The sequence below is a fragment of the Streptomyces sp. TN58 genome, from assembly GCF_001941845.1.
GTDB lineage: Bacteria > Actinomycetota > Actinomycetes > Streptomycetales > Streptomycetaceae > Streptomyces.
This window is the reverse complement of record NZ_CP018870.1, coordinates 6,561,925-6,580,627: the sequence shown is the minus strand read 5'-3', so window position 1 is coordinate 6,580,627 and position 18,703 is coordinate 6,561,925. Positions and strand designations below refer to the sequence as shown.

20 protein-coding genes are annotated in these 18,703 nt (G+C 73.0%); 13 read left to right on the top strand and 7 right to left on the bottom strand.

Annotated elements, in window-relative coordinates; genetic code table 11:
• Positions 1-78 precede the first annotated feature (78 nt).
• The 5 genes from BSL84_RS29610 (at position 79) to BSL84_RS29590 (ending at position 4,142) form a co-directional block, all read left to right on the top strand.
• Entirely contained in the window at positions 79-747 is a 669-nt protein-coding gene (locus BSL84_RS29610; RefSeq protein ID WP_075971542.1) for a hypothetical protein, read from the top strand.
• 149 nt (positions 748-896) lie between these two features.
• On the top strand, positions 897-2,279 hold the full coding sequence (locus BSL84_RS29605) for an amidase (RefSeq protein ID WP_075971541.1): 1,383 nt from the start codon (positions 897-899) through the stop codon (positions 2,277-2,279).
• A 176-nt stretch (positions 2,280-2,455) separates the two neighbouring features.
• Positions 2,456-2,902, top strand: a complete 447-nt coding sequence (locus tag BSL84_RS29600; RefSeq protein WP_030028738.1) for a DUF7144 family membrane protein — start codon at positions 2,456-2,458, stop codon at positions 2,900-2,902.
• A 71-nt stretch (positions 2,903-2,973) separates the two neighbouring features.
• Positions 2,974-3,636 (top strand): O-methyltransferase, encoded by a 663-nt coding sequence (locus tag BSL84_RS29595; protein ID WP_075971540.1) that lies wholly within the window; start codon positions 2,974-2,976, stop codon positions 3,634-3,636.
• A 38-nt stretch (positions 3,637-3,674) separates the two neighbouring features.
• The gene (locus tag BSL84_RS29590) at positions 3,675-4,142 is read left to right on the top strand and encodes a type II toxin-antitoxin system PemK/MazF family toxin (RefSeq protein ID WP_045321155.1); all 468 of its coding nucleotides are present in this window, start codon (positions 3,675-3,677) and stop codon (positions 4,140-4,142) included.
• Between the two features lie 208 nt (positions 4,143-4,350).
• Here the strand turns inward: BSL84_RS29590 and BSL84_RS29585 are convergent, their stop codons facing one another.
• Entirely contained in the window at positions 4,351-5,196 is an 846-nt protein-coding gene (locus tag BSL84_RS29585; RefSeq protein ID WP_075971539.1) for a TIGR02452 family protein, read from the bottom strand.
• Positions 5,197-5,305: 109 nt separating this feature from the next.
• Between BSL84_RS29585 and egtA the strand changes: the two genes are divergently transcribed.
• Genes egtA through egtD form a run of 4 tightly spaced genes read left to right on the top strand, consistent with a single transcriptional unit; the run spans position 5,306 to position 9,652 of the window.
• Complete coding sequence (gene egtA / locus BSL84_RS29580) at positions 5,306-6,622, top strand: ergothioneine biosynthesis glutamate--cysteine ligase EgtA (protein ID WP_075971538.1); 1,317 nt, start codon at positions 5,306-5,308, stop codon at positions 6,620-6,622.
• Complete coding sequence (gene egtB, locus BSL84_RS29575; RefSeq protein WP_030028729.1) at positions 6,619-7,923, top strand: ergothioneine biosynthesis protein EgtB; 1,305 nt, start codon at positions 6,619-6,621, stop codon at positions 7,921-7,923. Before egtA ends, egtB begins: the two co-directional genes overlap by 4 nt.
• Positions 7,923-8,681 (top strand): ergothioneine biosynthesis protein EgtC, encoded by a 759-nt coding sequence (egtC, locus tag BSL84_RS29570; RefSeq protein ID WP_030028727.1) that lies wholly within the window; start codon positions 7,923-7,925, stop codon positions 8,679-8,681. The genes egtB and egtC overlap by 1 nt, the downstream gene beginning before the upstream one ends.
• Entirely contained in the window at positions 8,678-9,652 is a 975-nt protein-coding gene (gene egtD / locus BSL84_RS29565; protein WP_075971537.1) for an L-histidine N(alpha)-methyltransferase, read from the top strand. Before egtC ends, egtD begins: the two co-directional genes overlap by 4 nt.
• Positions 9,653-9,764: 112 nt before the next feature.
• On the opposite strand, the gene BSL84_RS29560 is transcribed toward egtD, so the two are convergent.
• Entirely contained in the window at positions 9,765-11,027 is a 1,263-nt protein-coding gene (locus BSL84_RS29560; RefSeq protein ID WP_030028328.1) for an extracellular solute-binding protein, read from the bottom strand.
• Positions 11,028-11,191: 164 nt separating this feature from the next.
• Between BSL84_RS29560 and BSL84_RS29555 the strand changes: the two genes are divergently transcribed.
• Positions 11,192-11,407, top strand: coding sequence for a dodecin (locus BSL84_RS29555; protein WP_030028327.1), 216 nt, complete (start codon positions 11,192-11,194; stop codon positions 11,405-11,407).
• A gap of 61 nt (positions 11,408-11,468) precedes the next feature.
• Here BSL84_RS29555 and BSL84_RS29550 read toward each other — a convergent pair whose 3' ends face one another.
• The 5 genes from BSL84_RS29550 to BSL84_RS29530 all read right to left on the bottom strand — a co-directional run bounded on the left by BSL84_RS29550 (position 11,469) and on the right by BSL84_RS29530 (position 16,605).
• The gene (locus tag BSL84_RS29550; RefSeq protein ID WP_030028325.1) at positions 11,469-11,963 is read right to left on the bottom strand and encodes a hypothetical protein; all 495 of its coding nucleotides are present in this window, start codon (positions 11,961-11,963) and stop codon (positions 11,469-11,471) included.
• Between the two features lie 110 nt (positions 11,964-12,073).
• Complete coding sequence (secD, locus tag BSL84_RS29545) at positions 12,074-14,380, bottom strand: protein translocase subunit SecD (protein ID WP_234363551.1); 2,307 nt, start codon at positions 14,378-14,380, stop codon at positions 12,074-12,076.
• Positions 14,381-14,448: 68 nt separating this feature from the next.
• On the bottom strand, positions 14,449-14,853 hold the full coding sequence (locus BSL84_RS29540; protein ID WP_052680469.1) for a hypothetical protein: 405 nt from the start codon (positions 14,851-14,853) through the stop codon (positions 14,449-14,451).
• 55 nt (positions 14,854-14,908) lie between these two features.
• Entirely contained in the window at positions 14,909-15,637 is a 729-nt protein-coding gene (locus tag BSL84_RS29535) for a response regulator (RefSeq protein WP_030028321.1), read from the bottom strand.
• 2 nt (positions 15,638-15,639) lie between these two features.
• Positions 15,640-16,605 (bottom strand): sensor histidine kinase, encoded by a 966-nt coding sequence (locus BSL84_RS29530; RefSeq protein ID WP_045321162.1) that lies wholly within the window; start codon positions 16,603-16,605, stop codon positions 15,640-15,642.
• 285 nt (positions 16,606-16,890) lie between these two features.
• On the opposite strand from BSL84_RS29530, the gene BSL84_RS29525 reads away from it, so the two are divergent.
• From BSL84_RS29525 to BSL84_RS29515, 3 genes are all read left to right on the top strand, one after another.
• A complete protein-coding gene (locus tag BSL84_RS29525) occupies positions 16,891-17,220 on the top strand; it encodes a TraR/DksA family transcriptional regulator (RefSeq protein WP_030028319.1) in 330 nt (109 codons plus the stop codon).
• A 54-nt stretch (positions 17,221-17,274) separates the two neighbouring features.
• On the top strand, positions 17,275-17,640 hold the full coding sequence (locus BSL84_RS29520) for a TraR/DksA family transcriptional regulator (RefSeq protein WP_030028318.1): 366 nt from the start codon (positions 17,275-17,277) through the stop codon (positions 17,638-17,640).
• An 89-nt stretch (positions 17,641-17,729) separates the two neighbouring features.
• Complete coding sequence (locus BSL84_RS29515; RefSeq protein WP_199838760.1) at positions 17,730-18,575, top strand: hypothetical protein; 846 nt, start codon at positions 17,730-17,732, stop codon at positions 18,573-18,575.
• Positions 18,576-18,703 lie beyond the last annotated feature (128 nt).

The following is an 18,703-nucleotide window of genomic DNA, read 5'->3' as shown; positions in this document are numbered from 1 at the left end:
GCCGGCTCCGGCGTCCGGCCGTTCGGCCGGCGGTGGATCAGGACGCCGGGTGTCAGTGGCGGTCGCGACACTGGCGCCATGAGCGACGCCGACGAGTACGAAGCCTTTGTGGACCCGCGGGACCTGCTGCTGCGGACCGACTGGAACGCGGTGGAGCACTGCTGCCCGGACGTGGCGCCGGCCACGCCCGTGCTCCTGTTGGAGCTGCTCGACGAGGACCCGGCCGTGCAGGGCATGGCCTTCCGGTCCCTGGTCGAGGCCCACACGCGCCAGCAGGTCTTCTACACGGCCACGGCTCCCGCCGCCCGGTTCGTGGCCGCCGCCCTCGGGGATCCGCGGACGCTCGCGCGGGTGACCGACCGCTGCGCGCAGGAGGAGGTCGACCTCGGTCCGCAGGCCCCGTTCCCGTTGCGTGCCGGGCTGCTGAGCTGGCTCGGGGACTCCGTCGTGGAGGCTTTGGCGCAGCGGGAGCGGCCTTACGGCGACGAGGAGGACCTTGAGGCGTTCCTCGATCTCGCCCCGGAGTTCTGCGCGGCCGCCCGGCCCTTCCTCGACGCCGGGCAGCCCGAGGTCCGCGAGGCCGCGCTGGGGCTGCTCCTGGCCGTGCTCCGGCTGCCTGCCCTCGCCGGGCTGATACCCGGGCACCGCGATCGGGTCCTTGCCGCGGCCCTGGTCGAGGGCCCGTACCGCTGGCGGGCCGTCGACACGCTTGCCGGCTGGGGCGAGGAGGTCTCGTCCTTGCTCTGACATTCGGGCCACCTCCCCGCTACGGTCTTTTCCTACCGATCGGTAATGGGGGAGGGTTCGCGATGTCGGAGTCATCCGGTGCTGCCGCGGCAGCGGTCACGGCGGCCGGGACGGCGGCCGTGACGGCGCAGTCCACAGCAGGAGCCTCGATGCCCCGCGGCCTGGTCGACATGGCCGGGGCACTGGCCGAAGGCAGTGTCTCCGCACGTGAGTTGACACAGGAGGCGCTGCGCCGGATCGCCGCGGCGCAGCCCGAGCTCAACGCCTTCCGCACGGTCCGCGCCGAAGCGGCGCTCGCCGAGGCCGAGGCGGCGGACCGGATGCTGGCCGCGGGCGAGCGGCTGCCGCTGCTCGGCGTGCCGGTCGCGGTGAAGGACGACATGGACGTGGCCGGTGAGCCCACCTCGTTCGGCTGCGCCGGCGCCTTCGCGCGGAAGACCGCCGACAGCGAGGCGGTACGCAGGCTGCGCGCGGCCGGAGCGGTCATCGTCGGCAAGACCCAGACGCCGGAGCTGGGGCAGTGGCCCTTCACCGAGGGAGAGGCCTTCGGAGCGACCCGCAATCCGTGGAACCGGTCCTACACGCCGGGTGGCTCGTCGGGCGGTTCGGCGGCGGCCGTGGCGGCGGGCCTGGTTCCGGCCGCGCTCGGTTCGGACGGTGCCGGCTCGGTGCGGATCCCCGCCGCCTGGACCCACCTGGTCGGTGTGAAACCGCAGCGCGGGCGCATCTCCACCTGGCCGGAGCCGGAGTCCTTCAACGGGCTGACGGTCAACGGGGTACTGGCCCGCACGGTCGCCGACGCGGCTCTCCTGCTGGACGCCGCGAGCGGACCGCACCCCGGGGACCTGCACCGCCCGGCCCGCATCACAGCGGTCGAGGCGGCCCGGCGGCCCCCGCGCCGGCTGCGGATCGCGCTCTCCTTCGGAACGGCCTTCACCGCGACGCCCACGCCGCTCGACCCGGAGGTGCGTTCCGCGGTGGAGCGGCTGGCCGCGCGGCTGGAGTCGCTGGGCCACGAGGTGATCGCGGAGGACCCCCGGTACGGCCCGATCGGCCTGACGTTCGTACCGCGGGCGACCAGCGGCGTACGGGACTGGGCGGCGCGGACGCCGGATCCGTCGCTGCTGGATCCGCGTACGCACGAGGCCGTGCGGACGGGCCGCCTGCTGGGCGGTCTGGCGCTGCGGGTCTCGCGCCGGGCGGAGGCCCTGCTGCAGAGGCGGGTCGGTGAGATCTTCGGCCGCTTCGACGTGGTCGTGACCCCGACGACGGCCACTCCGCCGCTACGGATCGGTGCGCTGGCCGGGATGGGGGCCATGGCCACGGACCGGGCGATGATCGCCGCATGCCCTTACGCCTGGACGTGGAACGTGCTGGGCTGGCCCGGGGTGAACATCCCGGCCGGGCTGACGGAGGACGGGCTGCCGATGGGCGCCCAGTTGCTCGGGCCGGCGGACTCGGAGCCGCTGCTGCTGGCGCTGGCCGCGCAGGTGGAGGCGGCGGAGGGCTGGGCGGCGCGGCGACCGGGCTGAGAGGCCAGCGGCCGGGGGCGGGCGGGGCCTGAGGTCGGAGGCCGCCATGGGAATGCGGCCAGGGGGAATGCCGCCAGGCCGGAATGCCGACGGTGAGCACCCGTGACACGCTGAAGGGGGGATCTCGCCGGCCCGGCCCGCCCGGCCGTCCGGCCCTGGCACCCAAGGAGACAGAAATGGCCACAGACGCCGGCGGATCGCGGACGGCCCGCACGCATCCGGACCCGTGGCACGCGGCAACGTCGGGCAGAACCCTGCTGGCGGCGGTCCTGATGATCTTCGGCGGGGCGATGGCGTTCTTCGAGGGGATCGCCGCCGTCGCCAGTGACGACCTGTTCGTGGTGACGCGCCACTACCTGTTCGAGTTCAGCCTGACCGGCTGGGGATGGGTCCACCTCATCCTGGGTGTCGCCCTCGTGGCGGCCGGATGCTCCCTCCTCGCCACCGGCGCCCTGTGGGCCCGCTACTTCGGCATCACCGTCGCCGGTCTGGGCGCCTTCGCCAACTTCCTGTGGCTGCCGTACTACCCGCTGTGGGCGCTGGTGCTCATCGCGATCAACATCCTTGTCTGCTGGGCGCTGTGCACGGGCGCACACCACGAGGCGGAGGGGCGCACCCTGTAAGTTCCCTCTGCGAACGAGCACCTGCGGGCAGGACGAGCCCGCACGGGCGTGGACGCGATGGAGGGGGACCCGTGGGCCCGCAGACCTGGACGGCGGTCGACGCGTACTTCGACGGGCTGCTGGTCGACGAGGACGAGGCACTGGCGGCAGCAGCCGCGGCCAGTGAGGCGGCGGGGCTGCCCGCCCATCAGGTCGCGCCGAACCAGGGCAAGTTGCTGCACCTCCTGGCCCGGATCAGGGGCGCCCGCACCATTCTGGAGATCGGCACGCTCGGCGGCTACAGCACCATATGGCTCGCCAGGGCGCTCCCCGAGGACGGGCGGCTGGTCACGCTGGAGGCGGACGACCGGTGCGCCGACACCGCCGCCTCCAACATCGCCCGCGCCGGGCTGGAGGACCGGGTCGAGATCCGCCGCGGCAGGGCCCTCGACCTGCTGCCCGGACTGACCGGAACGGGCCCCTTCGACCTGGTCTTCATCGACGCGGACAAGCCCTCCAACCCCACGTACCTGGAGTGGGCCCTCAGGCTCACCCGGCCCGGCAGCGTCATCATCGGCGACAACGTCGTGCGGGACGGCGCCGTGGTCGACCCCGCCGGCACCGACCCCCGGGTAGCGGGGGTGCGCCGGTTCACCGAGCTCATCGCCGGTCACCCCCGGCTCACCGCCACGGCCCTGCAGACCGTCGGCGTCAAGGGTTACGACGGCTTCGTGCTGGCCCTGGTCACGGACTGACGGCCGGCCCGCCCCCGGCAGGCGCTACCCTCGCCCGGATGACGGCACTTTCACACCACAGCAACGCCGGCCGCGCCGAGCAGCCGGGCCGCGACGGCGCCACCGCCACCACCGAGGCCGATCCGCGCGCCATCGGGCCGGTACGGACCGAGTACACGCCGGATCCCGACGGCGACCCCGACCCGGGCGAGATCGTATGGACGTGGGTCCCCTTCGAGGAGAACGACGGCCGCGGCAAGGACCGCCCGGTACTGGTGGTGGCCCGCGAGGCGGGCGGCCGCACGCTGCTCGCCGTCCAGCTGTCCAGCAAGCGCCACGACCACGACCACGAGTGGGTCCCGATCGGGACGGGCCCGTGGGACAGTGCGGGCCGGGAGTCGTGGGTGGACGTCGACCGGGTTCTGCGGGTCCACGAGTCGGGGATGCGACGGGAGGCCTGCGCGCTGGACCGGGGCCGCTTCGGCCTGGTCGTCACCCGTCTGCGGGAACGCTACGGCTGGCACTGAGGGCTGTCCCGCGATCCCTGAGGGGTCTGGGCCGCGGCCCGTCAGGCGTTCCGGCCGCGGCACGGAGCCTGCCGTTCGGCTCCCGCCGCGACCGCACCGCCGTACTGCACCGGTCCGGGCCGCACCGCGGCGTCCGCGTCCCCGGGGCCTCCCTCAGGTCCGCTAGGGTCTGTATCGAGTTGCCCCGCGGGGCAACTCGATACAGACCCTAGGCGGCGAAGGCCCGTTCGAAGGCCTCGCGGGTGGACGGATCGCGGTCCAGGATCGCGAAGACCACGCGGTCGAAGGTGCCCTCGAAGCGGCCCGCGAGCAGCCCGCGGAAGGCTTCCGCCACCTGCGCGGGGTCGTTGCGGAACACCCCGCAGCCCCACGCGCCGAGGACCAGGCTCCGGTATCCGTGCGACGCCGCCACCTCCAGGACGAGCCCCGCACGCCGGGCGAGCGCTCCGGGGATCTCCGCGACCCGCTCCGGCTCCTGCCGCAGGATCGTCCCCGCGTTCGGAGCGGGCGAGGTGAGGAACCCGGCCAGGAAGGGCGACTCCATCAGCACGCCACGGTCGTCGCGGAAGACCGGCACCCCGGGGGAGTGAATCACCCGGTCGGTGTAGAAGGTGCTGACTTCCGCGCGGTGCACCGCGTAGTACTCCGGTGCCTCCAGCAGCGTCTCGTACAGGGCGGAGGCGCGGCACAGGGCCTCCTCCTGGGCCTTGGCCCCGCGGACGTAGCCGCCCCCGGGATTCCGGGCCGACGCGAAGTTCAGGACCGCCACCGCGGCGTCCGCCCCGGCCGTTCCGGTCGCCGCCGGAGCGTTCGCCGCGAGCCTGCGGGCGGCGACCGTACTGCTCTCCCCGGTGACCTCGACGGCCGTCGCACGGCCACCCCCTACGGCCGCTTCGCCTGGAATGGCACGGTTTGGTCCATATATTCTGGTTCCTGCCTTGGCGTCCGCCAGGGCGGCGGCGAGCTGGATCTGCCGTCCGGACCGCGTCCGGTACCCCCCGGCCGCCAGGATCTCCGCGTTCTCCCGCGCGATCTCGCGCAATCTGCTGCTCACACCGCCATCCTCGGCACTCCATTCCCCCGGCGGCAAAGGATTTTGTGCCCGAGGGAGGGGTAGGCACGGGTGACGTCACGGCCGACGACAGGAGAAGAGGACCCCGGTCATGCCCCTCGACCCACCCGTTCCGCAACCCCCGCCAGGCACCGCTCCCCCCTCCCCCGCGCTCGGCGAGACCCAGGCCGAGCACCTGATTCACGGGATCTGCTTCAAGACCGGCCCGCCCCGTCTGCTCGGTGCCGAACTCGAATGGCTGGTCCTGGACGCCGAGCGGCCCGGCCTGCGCGTGGCCCCCGAGCGGCTGCGGGCGGCGCACGCCGCGGCCCGCGCGCTCACCCTGAACTCCCGGGTGACCGTCGAGCCCGGCGGCCAGCTCGAACTCAGCTCGGCCCCCGCCACCTCCCTCACCGGCTGCGTGGACGGGCTCCAGGACGACCTCACCGCCGTCCGCGCCGCCCTGTACGAGCAGGGACTGGTCCTGCGGGGCCTCGGCCGCGACACCCGCCTCCCGTACCACCGGCTGCTGAACAGCCCGCGCTACGACGCGATGGAGGCGTACTTCGACCGCACCGGCCCGGCCGGCCGCGCCATGATGTGCGCCTCCGCCTCCGTGCAGGTCTGCGTGGACGCCGGATACGAGGAGCCCGGTGTGCTCGGCCACGGCCGGCGCTGGCGGATGGCCCATCTGCTGGGCGCGGTCCTGGTGGCCGCCTTCGCCAACTCCCCCGCGCACGAGGGCCCGTACGCCGACTGGCGCTGCTCCCGCCAGGGGATCTGGAACGACCTGGACTCCCGGCGCACCCTCGCCCCGCCGCTGGACGCGGGACCGCGGGACGGCTGGGTGCGGCAGGCCCTGGACACCGAGGTGATGTGCGTACGGTCCTACGAGGGCGAGCCGTGGGACGTCCCGCCCGGTACGACCTTCCGCGACTGGCTGCGCTCGGGCGACGACGGGCGGGCCCGGCGGGCGCCCACCGCCGAGGACCTCGACTACCACCTCACCACGCTGTTCCCGCCCGTACGCCCGCGCGGCCACATGGAGTTGCGCATGATCGACGCGCAGCCCGGTGACGACGGCTGGCTGGTCCCGGTGGCCGTCGTACACGCACTGTTCGACGACCCGGAGGCCGCCGAGACCGCCTACCGGGTGGCCAAGGGCCTGGCCGACGCCTATGGTGCGGAGCCCGCGCCCCGCAATCCGCTCTGGCGGTCCGCCGCCCGGCACGCCCTGGCCGATCCGGAACTGCGGGCGGCCGCCAGGACCTGCTTCCGCGCGGCCGCCGAGGCGCTGCCCCGCCTCGGCGCGAGCACACACGTCCGGGACACCGTCGGCGCGTTCAACGAGCGCTTCGTGCTGCGCGGCCGATGTCCGGGCGACGAACCGCCGCAGCCGCGGCCCGAGGGGAAGGAGGCCCTGCGATGACCACCGAATCCCACCCCGGACTGCGCGAACGGGCGGCCGCCTCGCTGACCGCCGCGCGGGCCCGGACGGCGGCCCTCACCGATGCGGTGACCGACGCCGACCTCACCGCCCAGCACTCCCCCCTGATGTCCCCGCTGGTCTGGGACCTGGCACACATCGGGAACCAGGAGGAGCTGTGGCTGCTCCGCCGGCTCGACGGGCGGGAGTCGATGCGCCCGGAGATCGACCCGCTCTACGACGCCTTCGAGCATCCGCGCGCTGAACGGCCGAAGCTGCCGCTGCTGGGTCCGGCGGAGGCCCGCCGGTACGCGGCCGAGGTGCGCGGCCGGGTCTTCGACCTGCTGGAGCGCACCCCGCTGGAGGGCAGCCCGCTCCTGGACGACGGTTTCGCCTTCGGGATGATCGCGCAGCACGAACAGCAGCACGATGAGACGATGCTGATCACGCATCAGCTGCGGCAGGGTGCCCCCGTGCTGGCCGCCCCGGAGCCGGACGCACCCTACGATCCCCCGGGCACCCGCGAAGTCCTCATACCGGCGGGCCCCTTCACGATGGGGACCTCCACCGAGCCGTGGTCGCTGGACAACGAGCGGCCCGCGCACCAGCGGGAGACCGCGGCGTTCTGGATGGACACTCTGCCGGTGACGAACGGCGCGTACCGCGCCTTCATCGCGGACGGCGGCTACCACGAGCCCCGCTGGTGGGCGGCGCCCGGCTGGGACCAGATCCGCCGCCACTCGATCGAGGCGCCGCTGTTCTGGCACAGGGAGGGTGGTGAATGGCTGCGCCGCCGCTTCGGTGTGACCGAGCCCGTCCCCGATGAAGAACCGGTTCTGCACGTCAGTTGGTACGAGGCGGACGCCTACGCCCGCTGGGCGGGCCGGCGGCTGCCCACGGAGACCGAGTGGGAGAAGGCGGCCCGTTTCGATCCCGCGACCGGCCGCTCGGCCCGCTACCCGTGGGGCGACGCCGACCCGACGCCCGCCCACGCCAACCTGGGCCAGCGCCACCTGCGCCCGTCCCGCGCGGGCAGCTACCCGGCCGGGGCCTCCCCGCTCGGCGTGCGCCAGCTGATCGGCGACGTGTGGGAGTGGACGGCCTCCGACTTCCTGCCCTACCCGGGTTTCCGGGCCTTCCCCTACCGGGAGTACTCGGAGGTGTTCTTCGGCCCGGAGCACAAGGTGCTGCGGGGCGGTTCCTTCGCGGTGGACCCGGTGGCCTGCCGGGGCACCTTCCGCAACTGGGACCTGCCGGTGCGGCGGCAGATCTTCTCCGGCTTCCGCACCGCGAGGGACGTCTGATGTGCCGTCATCTCGCCTACGTGGGACCCGTGGTGGGACTCGGGAGGCTGCTGAGCGACCCCGAGCACTCACTGGTGCGCCAGTCCTGGGAGCCGCGCCGCCAGCGGCACGGCACGGTCAACGCCGACGGCTTCGGCGTCGGCTGGTACGCGGAGGGCGACCCGGTCCCCGCCCGCTACCGCCGCGCCGGGCCGATCTGGGGTGATCTGACCTTCACCGATCTCGCCCGGGTCGTACGCAGCGGGGCCGTACTGGCCGCCGTACGCGACGCCACGCTGGCCGGGGCCGACGGGGAGGCCGCCGCCGCTCCGTTCACGGACGGTCCGTGGCTGTTCAGCCACAACGGGGCGGTGCGGAACTGGCCCGCGTCGGCAGCCCCGCTCGCTGCGGCACTGCCGCCCGAGGAACTGCTCCAGATGGCGGCCCGCACGGACTCGGCACTGGTGTGGGCGCTGGTGCGGCGCCGCCTGCGGGCCGGGGACGACCTGGGGACGGCGCTCGCCGAGCCGGTGCGGGAGCTGTCCTCGGCCGCGCCCGGCTCCCGGCTGAACCTGCTCCTGACGGACGGGGCGGCGATCGCCGCGACCGCCTGGGGCGACTCGCTCTGGTACCTGGCCGATCCCGCGGGCGGGCGCACCGTGGTGGCGTCCGAGCCGTACGACGACGACACCCGGTGGTGCGAAGTGCCCGACCGGACCCTGCTGACCGCCACCCCCACCCGGGTCCGCCTGACCCCGCTCAAGGAGAACCGCCCGTGACCAGCTTCCAGTTGACGAGGACCCTCGACGAGGACGCGGCGGAGACCGCGCTGCGCGCCGACGTGCTGCACGGGCTGACCCGCACGCCCAAGGTGCTGCCGCCCAAGTGGTTCTACGACGCGCGGGGCAGCGAACTCTTCGAGGAGATCACCCGGCTGCCCGAGTACTACCCGACCCGCGCGGAGCGGGAGATCCTGCTGGAGCGGGCGCGGGAGATCGCCGCCGTGAGCGGGGCCCGCACCCTGGTGGAGCTGGGCTCCGGCTCCTCGGAGAAGACCCGGCACCTGATCGAGGCGATGCCTGCGCTGGACACCTACGTACCGGTGGACGTCAGCGAGAGCGCCCTGCGCGGCGCGGCCGAGACCCTGCTGGCCGGCCATCCGGGGCTGAGGGTGCACGCCCTGCTCGCCGATTTCACCGCCGCGCTGCACCTGCCGGACTCTCCCGGACCCCGGCTGGTGGTGTTCCTCGGCGGCACGGTCGGCAATCTGCTGCCGCCGGAGCGGGCGGTGTTCCTGGCGTCCGTACGGGCGATGCTGTCGCCCGGCGACGCGCTGCTGATGGGCACGGACCTGGTGAAGGACGAGGCCGTTCTGGTGACGGCGTACGACGACGCGCGGGGGGTGACGGCGGAGTTCAACAAGAACGTGCTGGCCGTGATCAACCGTGAGCTGGACGCCGACTTCCACACCGCCGACTTCGAGCACGTGGCGGTGTGGAACAGCGAGGAGGAGTGGATCGAGATGCGGCTGCGGGCCCGCTCCGAGCTGACGGTGAAGGTCCGGGCACTGGACCTGGTGGTGCCGTTCGCGGCGGGTGAGGAGATCCTGACGGAGGTGTCCGCGAAGTTCCGCCAGGAGGGCGTACGCAAGGAGCTCGCCGCGGCCGGGCTGGAACTGACCCAGTGGTGGACGGACGCGGCGGGCCGCTTCGCACTGTCGCTTTCGGTCGCCGGCGGACCGGGCGTCTGACCGGCCCCCTGCCGTCCGGCCGGCCGCGGCGTCCCGCCTGGGCGCGCGGCCGGCCGGATCCTACGGGCGGCCGGATCCGGGCCGCGGCCGACGGGCGGGCCGCGCCGCCGGGTCAGCGGTCCGAGCTGAGGACCCGGCCGATCTCCTCGGAGGCGGCGCGGGCGGCCTGCTTGGGGTCCTGGCCGGTGAGCACGGCCGTCATGTACGGCTTGATCGGGTTCTTCGCCTCGACCTCGGCCCAGCGGGCGGAGGCCGGGGTCGCCCGGCCCTGGGCGGCGCCGGGCGCCATGTTCGCGGCGCCCTCGTTGCCCTCGACCACGTGCGCGAGCGTGGTCCTGTTCGGTACGTAGCTCATCGTGCGGGCGAGTTCGGTCTGCCACCTCTCGCTGATCAGGGCCGTGATCACGTCGACGGCGCCCTCCCGGTTGCCGGTCCGCTCCGGGATGATCAGGTCGGAGCCGCCGGTGAAGACGGAACCGGCCTTGTCGGAGGTCTTGCCGGGGATCGGGAAGAACCCCAGCTTGCCCTTCAGCGCGGGGTTGGCCGCCTCGATCTCGGCGGCCTGGCCGGGCGTGGCGATGATCTGCGCGACCTGGCCGCGGGCGAAGACCTGCGACTGAGGGGGCGTCTCCTCGTCGGCGTCCTTGGGGCCGTCCCCGAGGGCCTGGAGCTGCTTGTAGAACTCCATGCCGGCCAGGGCCTTCTCGTCGTCGAGGGTGCCGACCCACCTGCCGCCGGTCTCGACGGCGAGTTCGCCGCCCTCGTCCCAGACGAAGCCTGCCAGGACGTACCAGTTCTGGCCCGCGAGGTAGATGCCCTGCTGGGTGCCCTTGTCGAGCTTCTGGGTTGCCTGGATCCACTCCTGGCGGTTCTTGGGCGGGGTCTTTATCCCGGCGTCGGCGAAGAGGTCCTTGTTGTAGACGACCACACGGTTGGCGGCGTACCAGGGGACGGCGTACTGGGCGCCGTTGACGCTGGCCGGCTCGGCGAGGCCCTTGAGCCATTGCCCGCTGTCCCACTCGCGCAGTGCCTCAAGGGTCAGCTCGGAGAGGCCCCTGGTCTCGATGTACTGCGCGACCTGGGTGTTCCCGACCTCGATGACGTCGGCGGGTTCCTTGCTGGTCCCCTTGAGGACGGCGTTGACCTTCTCGCCGATGCCCGTCCACTCCTGGATCCGCACGTCCAGGTCGACCTCGGGGTGCTCCTGCTCGAAGGACGCGGTGAACCGGTCGACGAAGTCCTCGGAGGCGCTTCCCTTCATCAGCCAGAGCGTCACCTTCTGCCGCCCCGCCGCCGGGTCGGCCCACTGACTGCAGCCCGTCAGGGCGGTCGCGGCCGCGAGAGCCGTGCACACGGCGAGGAAGCGCATCTTCAAGAGGGTCACCTTCTGGGGCTCGGTCTCGGATGGCTCGAAATTGGCATAGACCAATAGGCCGGTCAAGGGTCTTTCGCTCGGGATTGTTGGCTCAAAGTTCGCGAAGCCGCACTTACTGGGGCACCGTAGTACCAGGCAAAAGCGACCCACTGTCGGGAGACTCCATGTCCAACCACACGTACCGGGTGACCGAGATCGTCGGCACCTCCCACGAGGGCATCGATCAGGCCATCCGCAACGGCATCGCCCGGGCGGGCCAGACCGTACGCAACCTGGACTGGTTCGAGGTGGTCCAGATGCGCGGCCACATCGAGAACGGGGAGATCGCCCACTACCAGGTCGGACTGAAGGTCGGCTTCCGCCTCGAAGGCGAGGACTGAGAGCCCTCCCCCACGGGCGGCCGGCCCAACGGCGGGACTCCCAGGGCCCCGCCCTGGACGCTCAGGTCCGGCCCTCGACCTCCTGGCCGGACTTGAGCTCGGGCGCGTCCGCCGCCCAGTCGGCGACGACCACGCGGAAGCCGGCCGCCCGCGCGGCCTGGCAGACCAGTTCGTCGTCGTCCACGAGCATGCGCACCTCCCGACCCCGGGCGATCCGGCCCAGCACCTCCAGCTTGGTCGTCCGGGCCGGCCTCCGGTCCTGGTTGCCGCGCATCCACACCCGCCCCTCGGGCAGACCGTGCCGCGTGAGCCAGTCCTGCGTGTCGGCCCGGCACCGCTCGGGCCGCCCGGTCAGGTAGACCACCTCGCAGTCGGCGGCGCTCTCCACCGCCAGGGCGATGCCGCGCGCGAGCGGCGGATCTGCCGGGGCCGCGGCGAAGAACCCGGACCAGTCCCTCGGGCGGCGCTCCAGGAAGTGCTGGCGGTGGGCGGTGTCGGCCAGCGTGTTGTCGATGTCGAAGACGGCCAACGGCCGCGAGGGGCGCTTCTCACTCATCCGGCCAGCCTAAGCGCTGCCCCGCAGCCCCCGACGGGCGCGCGGCCCGGGTACGGCACTCTGCCGGCCGGTCCTGTCCGTCGCTTCGCCCCACAACACCCACGTCACCATCAGCGCTGTGCCGACCGGAACCGCGTGGGCTGATCCGGGTGCCCAGCCACTGCACTTGCCCGGTGCGGGGTACGGGGTCGGGCCGCTGGGTGCAGGGTCAGGGCGGTCGGGGTGGCCGTGAAGACGGAGGAGTAGGTCCCTATGGCCAGGCCTATGAGCAGCGCCAGGGCGAAGTCCGTGAGGGTGTCCTCGGCGAGGAGGGCCAGGGCGGTCAGGATGAGGGCCGCGCCCATGCCCGTGTTGACCGTGCGGGGGAGGGTTTGAAGGATCGCCCGGTTCGCTGTGAGGGCCAGGGATGCGGTCCGGTTGGGGGTCAGGAGTTCGCGGATGCGGTCGAAGAGGACGACGGAGTCGTTGACCGAGTAGCCGATGACGGTCAGCAGGGCTGCCAGGAAGACGCCGTCGATCGGTTTGCCGAGCCAGGCGAACACGCCGACGAGGATGAGCACGTCGTGGGCGAGTGCGGCAACGGCCGCGGTGGCGAACCGCCAGCGGAAGCGGACCGTCAGGTAGGCCAGTTGGGCGGCGAGGGCGAGCCCGAGGGCGATGAGCGCGTTGCGGCGCAGTTCTTCGCCCAGGGTGGGGCCGACGAGTTCGTCGCGGATCTTCCGGGCGTCGCCGCCGAGCCTGGTGATGGTGTCGGTGACCGTGCCGGTTTGGGAGTTCGTCAGGTCTTCGGCCCGGACCGTCAGTTCGTTGTCGCCGGACGTCTGGACGAGCGTGCGGGGGAAGCCGGCCTCGGACAGGGCGGTGCGGGCGCGTTCGGGGTCGACGGAGCGGCTGGTGGTGTACTCGATGAGCCGGCCGCCGCTGAACTCGATGCCGAGGTCGAGGCCGCGGATGAGTACACCCGACGCCGCGGCGACGAGAAGGGCGGCGGACACGGCCAGCCAGCGGCGGGGGTGGCGCATCAGGTGCGGGTTGCGGCGCAGCAGGCGGTCCCGGATCCAGCCGGTGTCCGCGATGCCCGTCATGCGGGGGCGGCGGTGCACGAAGGGGCGGCTCGTCGCGTACTCGGCGAACACCCGGGTGATCAACAGGGTGCTGACCATGGATGCCAGGACGCCGATGCCGAGGGTGACGCCGAAGCCGCGGACCGGTCCGGAAGCGAGGGCGAAGAGGAGTGCCGCGGCGATCAGGGTGGTGATGTTGGAGTCGGCGATGGCGCTCAGTGCCCCGCGGAACCCGGCGGTCAGAGCCGAGCGGGCGGTGGGACGCGTGCGGGTGGCGAAGTCCTCGCGGGCGCGTTCGAGGACGAGGACGTTGGCGTCCACGGCCATGCCGATGGTCAGGACGAATCCGGCGAGGCCGGGCAGGGTCAGGGTGGCGCCCAGGGCGGCCAGGGCGGCGTAGGAGACGAGTCCGTAGCAGGTGAGGGCGAGCGCGGCGAGCAGGCCCATGAGGCGGTAGACGGCGATGACGAACAGCGCGGTCAGCGCGGTGCCGATGGCGGCGGCCCAGGCGGCGGCGGTGATGGCGGCGGCGCCGAGGGTCGGGCCGATGACGCGCTGTTCGATGATCTCGACGGGTACGGGGAGGGCGCCGCCGGAGATGAGCAGCGCGAGTTCGCGGGCCTCGGTGTCGGTGAAGGATCCGGTGATCCGGGTCCCCCCTCCCCCGATGCCGGCTCCGCACCCGACGGACGGGTCGATGCCCGGAGAGGAGATGATCCTGTCGTCGAGGACGATGGCGATGCGTCGTCCGTGGTCGCCGACCGGACGGCAGGCCGCCTCGCCGGTGGTTTCGGCCCACTGGGCGGACCCTTGGTCGGTGAAGTCGACGGTGATGTGCCACCCGGTGCCGTTCTGGGGGTCGAAGCGGGCGGCGGCGCCCTTGACGTCGTCCCCCCGCAGGGCGGCGGCCTTCAGCCGCAGGGGTTGCCCCGACTCGTCGGGGAGGACGCGTTCGGTTGCCGGGAGCACCGCCGGAGCGTTGGTGTCGGCCGGACCCAGAACGGCGTGGATGGTGAGCTGTGCGGTGCGGCCGAGGACGTCCGCGGCCTTGCCCGGGTCCTGTACGCCGGGCAGTTCGACGATGATGCGGTGGTCGCCGGAGCGCACGAGGGTGGGCTCGGCGAGGCCGAGCGCGTCGATGCGGCCGCGCAGGACCTCCAGGGTGCGGTCGGTGGCTTCACGGCTGATGCCGGTGGCCGGGGTGGGGCGGGTCTCCAGCACGATCTGCGTTCCGCCGCTGAGGTCAAGGCCGAGGCGGACCGGCACGGTGAGGGCGATGGTCAGTGCCGCGGCGAGGACGGCGAGGGCGAGCAGCGCTCGTGCGCGCAGCGAGCGCTTGTGGTGGCGTGGCAACGGGATCTCCGGCAGGCAGGCCGCGGAGCCGCAGGTGCGGCCGCGGCGGGGTGGGTTTGCAGGGGGTGTCAGATGCCGGGAGGGGCCGGAGGTGCCCGGTTGCGGTCGTGGAGTGGCGGACTGGGCGAGGTCGTGGTGGTGCGGGGCTCCCGGGCGCGCACGGCAGCGGCCAGGGTTGCGGCGGTGGTACGGGAAGTGGTGGCGTGGTGGTCGGGGGCGGACGGGCGTTCGCCGGGCTGCGTCTCTCGGGCCGCGACCGGGAGGGGGTCGTTCTCTGCGTGTGGGGCGTCGGCGTGGAGGCCGTCGTGGGCGCGCTCCGCGCTGCCCGAGGCGGCAGTGGCGCTGAGGGGTGGCCGGGACCGGGCGTCGGGTGCGGCGGCGGCATTGGCCGTCGTCAGGAGAGCGAGGAGCAGGCAGAGTGCTGCCACGATCCGGTACCAGGGGGTTGGAGCGGTGCGGGGTGCGGAGTGCATGCGCCGTCCTCTCTGGGTGCCGGTGACGGGGGAAGGGGGAGGGACCCGCGCGGGGTCAGGGTTCGATGAGGCCGGTGCGGATGGCGTACCGGGTCAGCTCCAGCCGATCTCGGAGGCCGAGTTTGTGCAGCAGGTTGGCCCGGTGGCGGTGCACCGTCTTGATGCTGATGAACAGGAGCTCTGCCATGTGCTTGGAGGAGTGACCCTCGGCCACGAGTTTGAGTACCTGCTCCTCCCGGGGGGTGAGGATGCCGTCGCGGTCGTCCCCGCCGTGCACACCCCGCTCCAGGTAGTTGCGGATCAGGGCGCTCACCCCGCCGGGGTGGAGGAACGGCTCGTTGCGCATCGCGGCCCGGCAGGCGCTGACCAGGTCGCGGTCCGCGACGGATTTCGGTACGTATCCGCAGGCGCCGGCCTTGAGAGCCTGGAAGAGGTACTGCTCGTTGTCGTGCATGGTGAGCATGAGGATCCGCAGGTTCGGCCGGAGAGCGGCCAGCTCGCGGGCGGCCTGCAGGCCGGTGAGGCGCGGCATGGTGATGTCGAGTACGGCCAGGTCGATGTCCGTGCTCCGCGCCGCCTGAACGGCTTCGGCTCCGTCTCCCGCCTCGGCGACGATCTGCAGGTCCGGTTCCCGGTCGAGGATCAGGCGGATGCCGCGGCGTACGAGGGCGTGGTCGTCGGCGAGCAGGATGCGGATCGGTCGTCGGCCGGGCGTGACCGGGGCCGGGGGGTGGCCGGGGTCGGGAAGGGGTGCGGGATCGGGAAGTGGTGCGGGATCGGGCATGGTCAAGGCTCCGGGAGGGCGGGGGTGGTGAGGCGGATGCGGGTGCCTGACCCGGGGGTGGAGGTGACGTGGAGGGCGGCTCCCGCGAGGAGGGCGCGTTCGCGCATGCCGCGGATGCCGGCTCCCTCGCAGGCTCCCTCGATGCCGCGGCCGTCGTCGGCGATCTCCAGCACCACCGCGTCGTCGGCCTGGTACAGGCTCACGCCGACACTGCGCGCGTCGGCGTGCCGGGCTGTGTTCGTCAGGCTTTCCTGGGCCACCCGGTACAGGACGAGTTCGGTCTCGGGCTCCAGGACGGGCAGGCCGGTCTCGAAGTGGCGTACGACGTGCAGACCGGTGTGGGTGGAGAAGTCCTGGGTGAGCGAGGTCAGGGCGCTGACCAGGCCCAGGTCGTCGAGGACGCCCGGGCGCAGGCGGCGTACGAGGCGGCGTACCTCGTCCAGGCTGTCGCGGGTGATCTCCCGGGCCTGTTGGAGGTCCTCGCGCAGGGGTGCGTCGGCGGTGTCCGCGGCACGGCCCAGGACCAGCAGGATCGCGGTCATGCTCTGGCCGACCTCGTCGTGCAGTTCCTGGGCGATCCGGCGGCGCTCAGCCTCCTGGGCGAGGATTACGCGCGCGCTGGATGCGGCCCTCTCCTGCTCCAGCCGCTCCAGCATGGCGTTGAACGCGCGGACCAAATGGCCGATCTCGCCGTCCGCCCCGCCGCGGGGGCCGGGCATGGGCAGGCGCTGGCCGGGACGCAGCAGGTCGACGGTGGCCATCAGAGCCCTGAGCCGGTCCAGCGGTGCCAAACCCCAGCGCAGCAGGGCCGCGTTGGCGACGAGCATGACGACCAGACCGCCCACCAAGATCACCGCCTCGGTGAGGAGTACCGGTACCGAAACCGTCACCGGTGCCCACAGCAGTAGCGCGGTCGCGGCGCCCAGCACCACGCCGTTGAGCCCGAAGATACGCCAGAACAGCGACACCGGAGCGACCCCCTCCCTTTGATTGCGAGCATGCACGCGCCACTCTGCCTTTACTTATGACAGATGTCGAGGGCATTCGACCCGCACATCAAAGGTTCAAAAGCGATCTATGGTCATGGCCTGGGCATGAGATGGGGCCTGACACCCATGTCTTTCCGGCGGAGCGACGGGCACAGTCGTAGGACCGCAGCGCCCCAGACGTCGGTCGCCCCGTCCACCGACCGCGCGCTGCCGTGGAAGCGGGTGCGACCCCTGCACCCGGAGCCGACCCGAAGGGACTCTGCCGTGCCTCTCGACGTTTCCCAGACCGGCCCGCACCGCGGCCGGCTGTCCGCCCAGGACGCGCGCCGACGTCTCGAACACGCCCGCAGCAGCCGGGCGGCCCAGCTCCAGGCCCTCCTCGGAGGCGGGCAGAGCGCCGACGGGCACCTGCTGACGGCGCAGGCGGAAGCGAGCAGGCGGGTGCTCAAGGAGATCGAGGAGGCGTTCACCCGCCTCGACGACGGCTCCTACGGCACCTGCCTGAGCTGTTCCGATGTCGTCCCCGCGGAGCGCTTGGAAATCCTGCCCTACACGCGGTACTGCGTCGCCTGCCAGAACCGTCTGACCACCTGACTGCCATGTGGCAGTCGAGTCCGCGTGTCCGCCCTGCTCCCAAGGGGTGTCGTCGTGAACCACCAGACCGTCAACGGCCCGAACGCGCACCTGTCGTTCGAGGACCTCGCGGCCCTGCAGGAGAACCTGCACGAACAACTCCTGTTCCGACAGGAGCAGCTGCGGAGGATCGCCGCCGCGTCGCACGCCGGGGAGTCGCCGGGGCGCCGCTCCCCGGGGCGGGTCGAGGTGCAGGTCAAACTCGCCGCTTCGGCGCGCATGGTCCTCGCCGACGTCCAAGCGGCACTGCAGCGCATCGCCGAAGGCGGCTACGGCACCTGCCACCTGTGCCGGCGGCCGATCGACCGGGAACGCCTGGCCATCGTGCCGCAGGCCCGCTACTGCGGCCGCTGCCAGCAGGTGCGGGAGGCCAGGCGATGAGCGCGGTCCACCGACGTGGTGTCGGCCTGCCCCCCCCCGGCAGTCCGTCCCGGCCGCTGTTCCCTCAGTACGGCGGCCTCGCGCTTGACATGGGCAGTGCCCGCACGCGGGTCTGGGTCCCCGGCCGCGGGGTGGTCCTCGACACGCCCGGCATCAACGTGCCGGATGCGCGGGTCGCGCACCACCCGGTCGGATCCGGCACGATCCCGGACGTCCCTGAGACGGCCCGGAGGCTCGACCGGCTGCTCGGCCCTCACGTGCCGCGCCGTGCTCGTCCCCTGGTCGTGGTCACCACGCCTGTGATGCACGGCCCGGCTTACCGGGAGCGGGCTCGTGCGGTGGTGGACGTGCTGCGCCCGCGGGCGGTTCTGAGCCTGTCCGCGGCCCGTGCCGCGGCTCTCGCGGCGCACGCCGATCTCACCGGGCCGCTGCTGGTGGCGGACGTCGGCCGGCACTCCAGCGAGGTCGTCCTCCTGGTCGGGGGCGTGGTCGTCGACGCACGCGGTACCGCGCTGGGTGCGGGCGACCCGGTCGGGGCCGGCCCTTCGGAACAGCTCGGTGGCGCGGTCGTGGCGATGGTGCGTGCCATGCTCCGCCAGGACCGCACCGCCAGGACCGCTGCCGCGCTGAACCGGGGCGTACTCCTGGCGGGCGACGGCGGGCTGCGCCCCGACCTCGTCCCGCTGCTCGTCGGCGGCCTGCGGGCGCCGGTGACCACGGTCCGGGAACCACACACCGCTGCCCTCCGCGGCGCGGCCGCGATGCTGTACTCCGCACAGCGCCACCCGTCGGCCTGGCCCGATCCGGATCCCGGCCCGGACCGGTGCTGCGGCTGCGCCGTAGGGCGTGGTGCGCAGGTGGCGTGCGAGCGGCGGGCCACGGCCGTCAGTTCCGACGTCCACCCGTCCAGGTGGGACGAGAGCGTCGGGCGGTAGGTTGCCGACGGCGGCGATCAGCATGGCTTCCGGCCATGCCCCCCGATTTCGGCGGGGCCGTGTGCGGGGACGGGTTCGGGGGAAGGCCCGCGGAAGCGGGATCCGGCGTGGGGTGCCGTCTGTCTCAG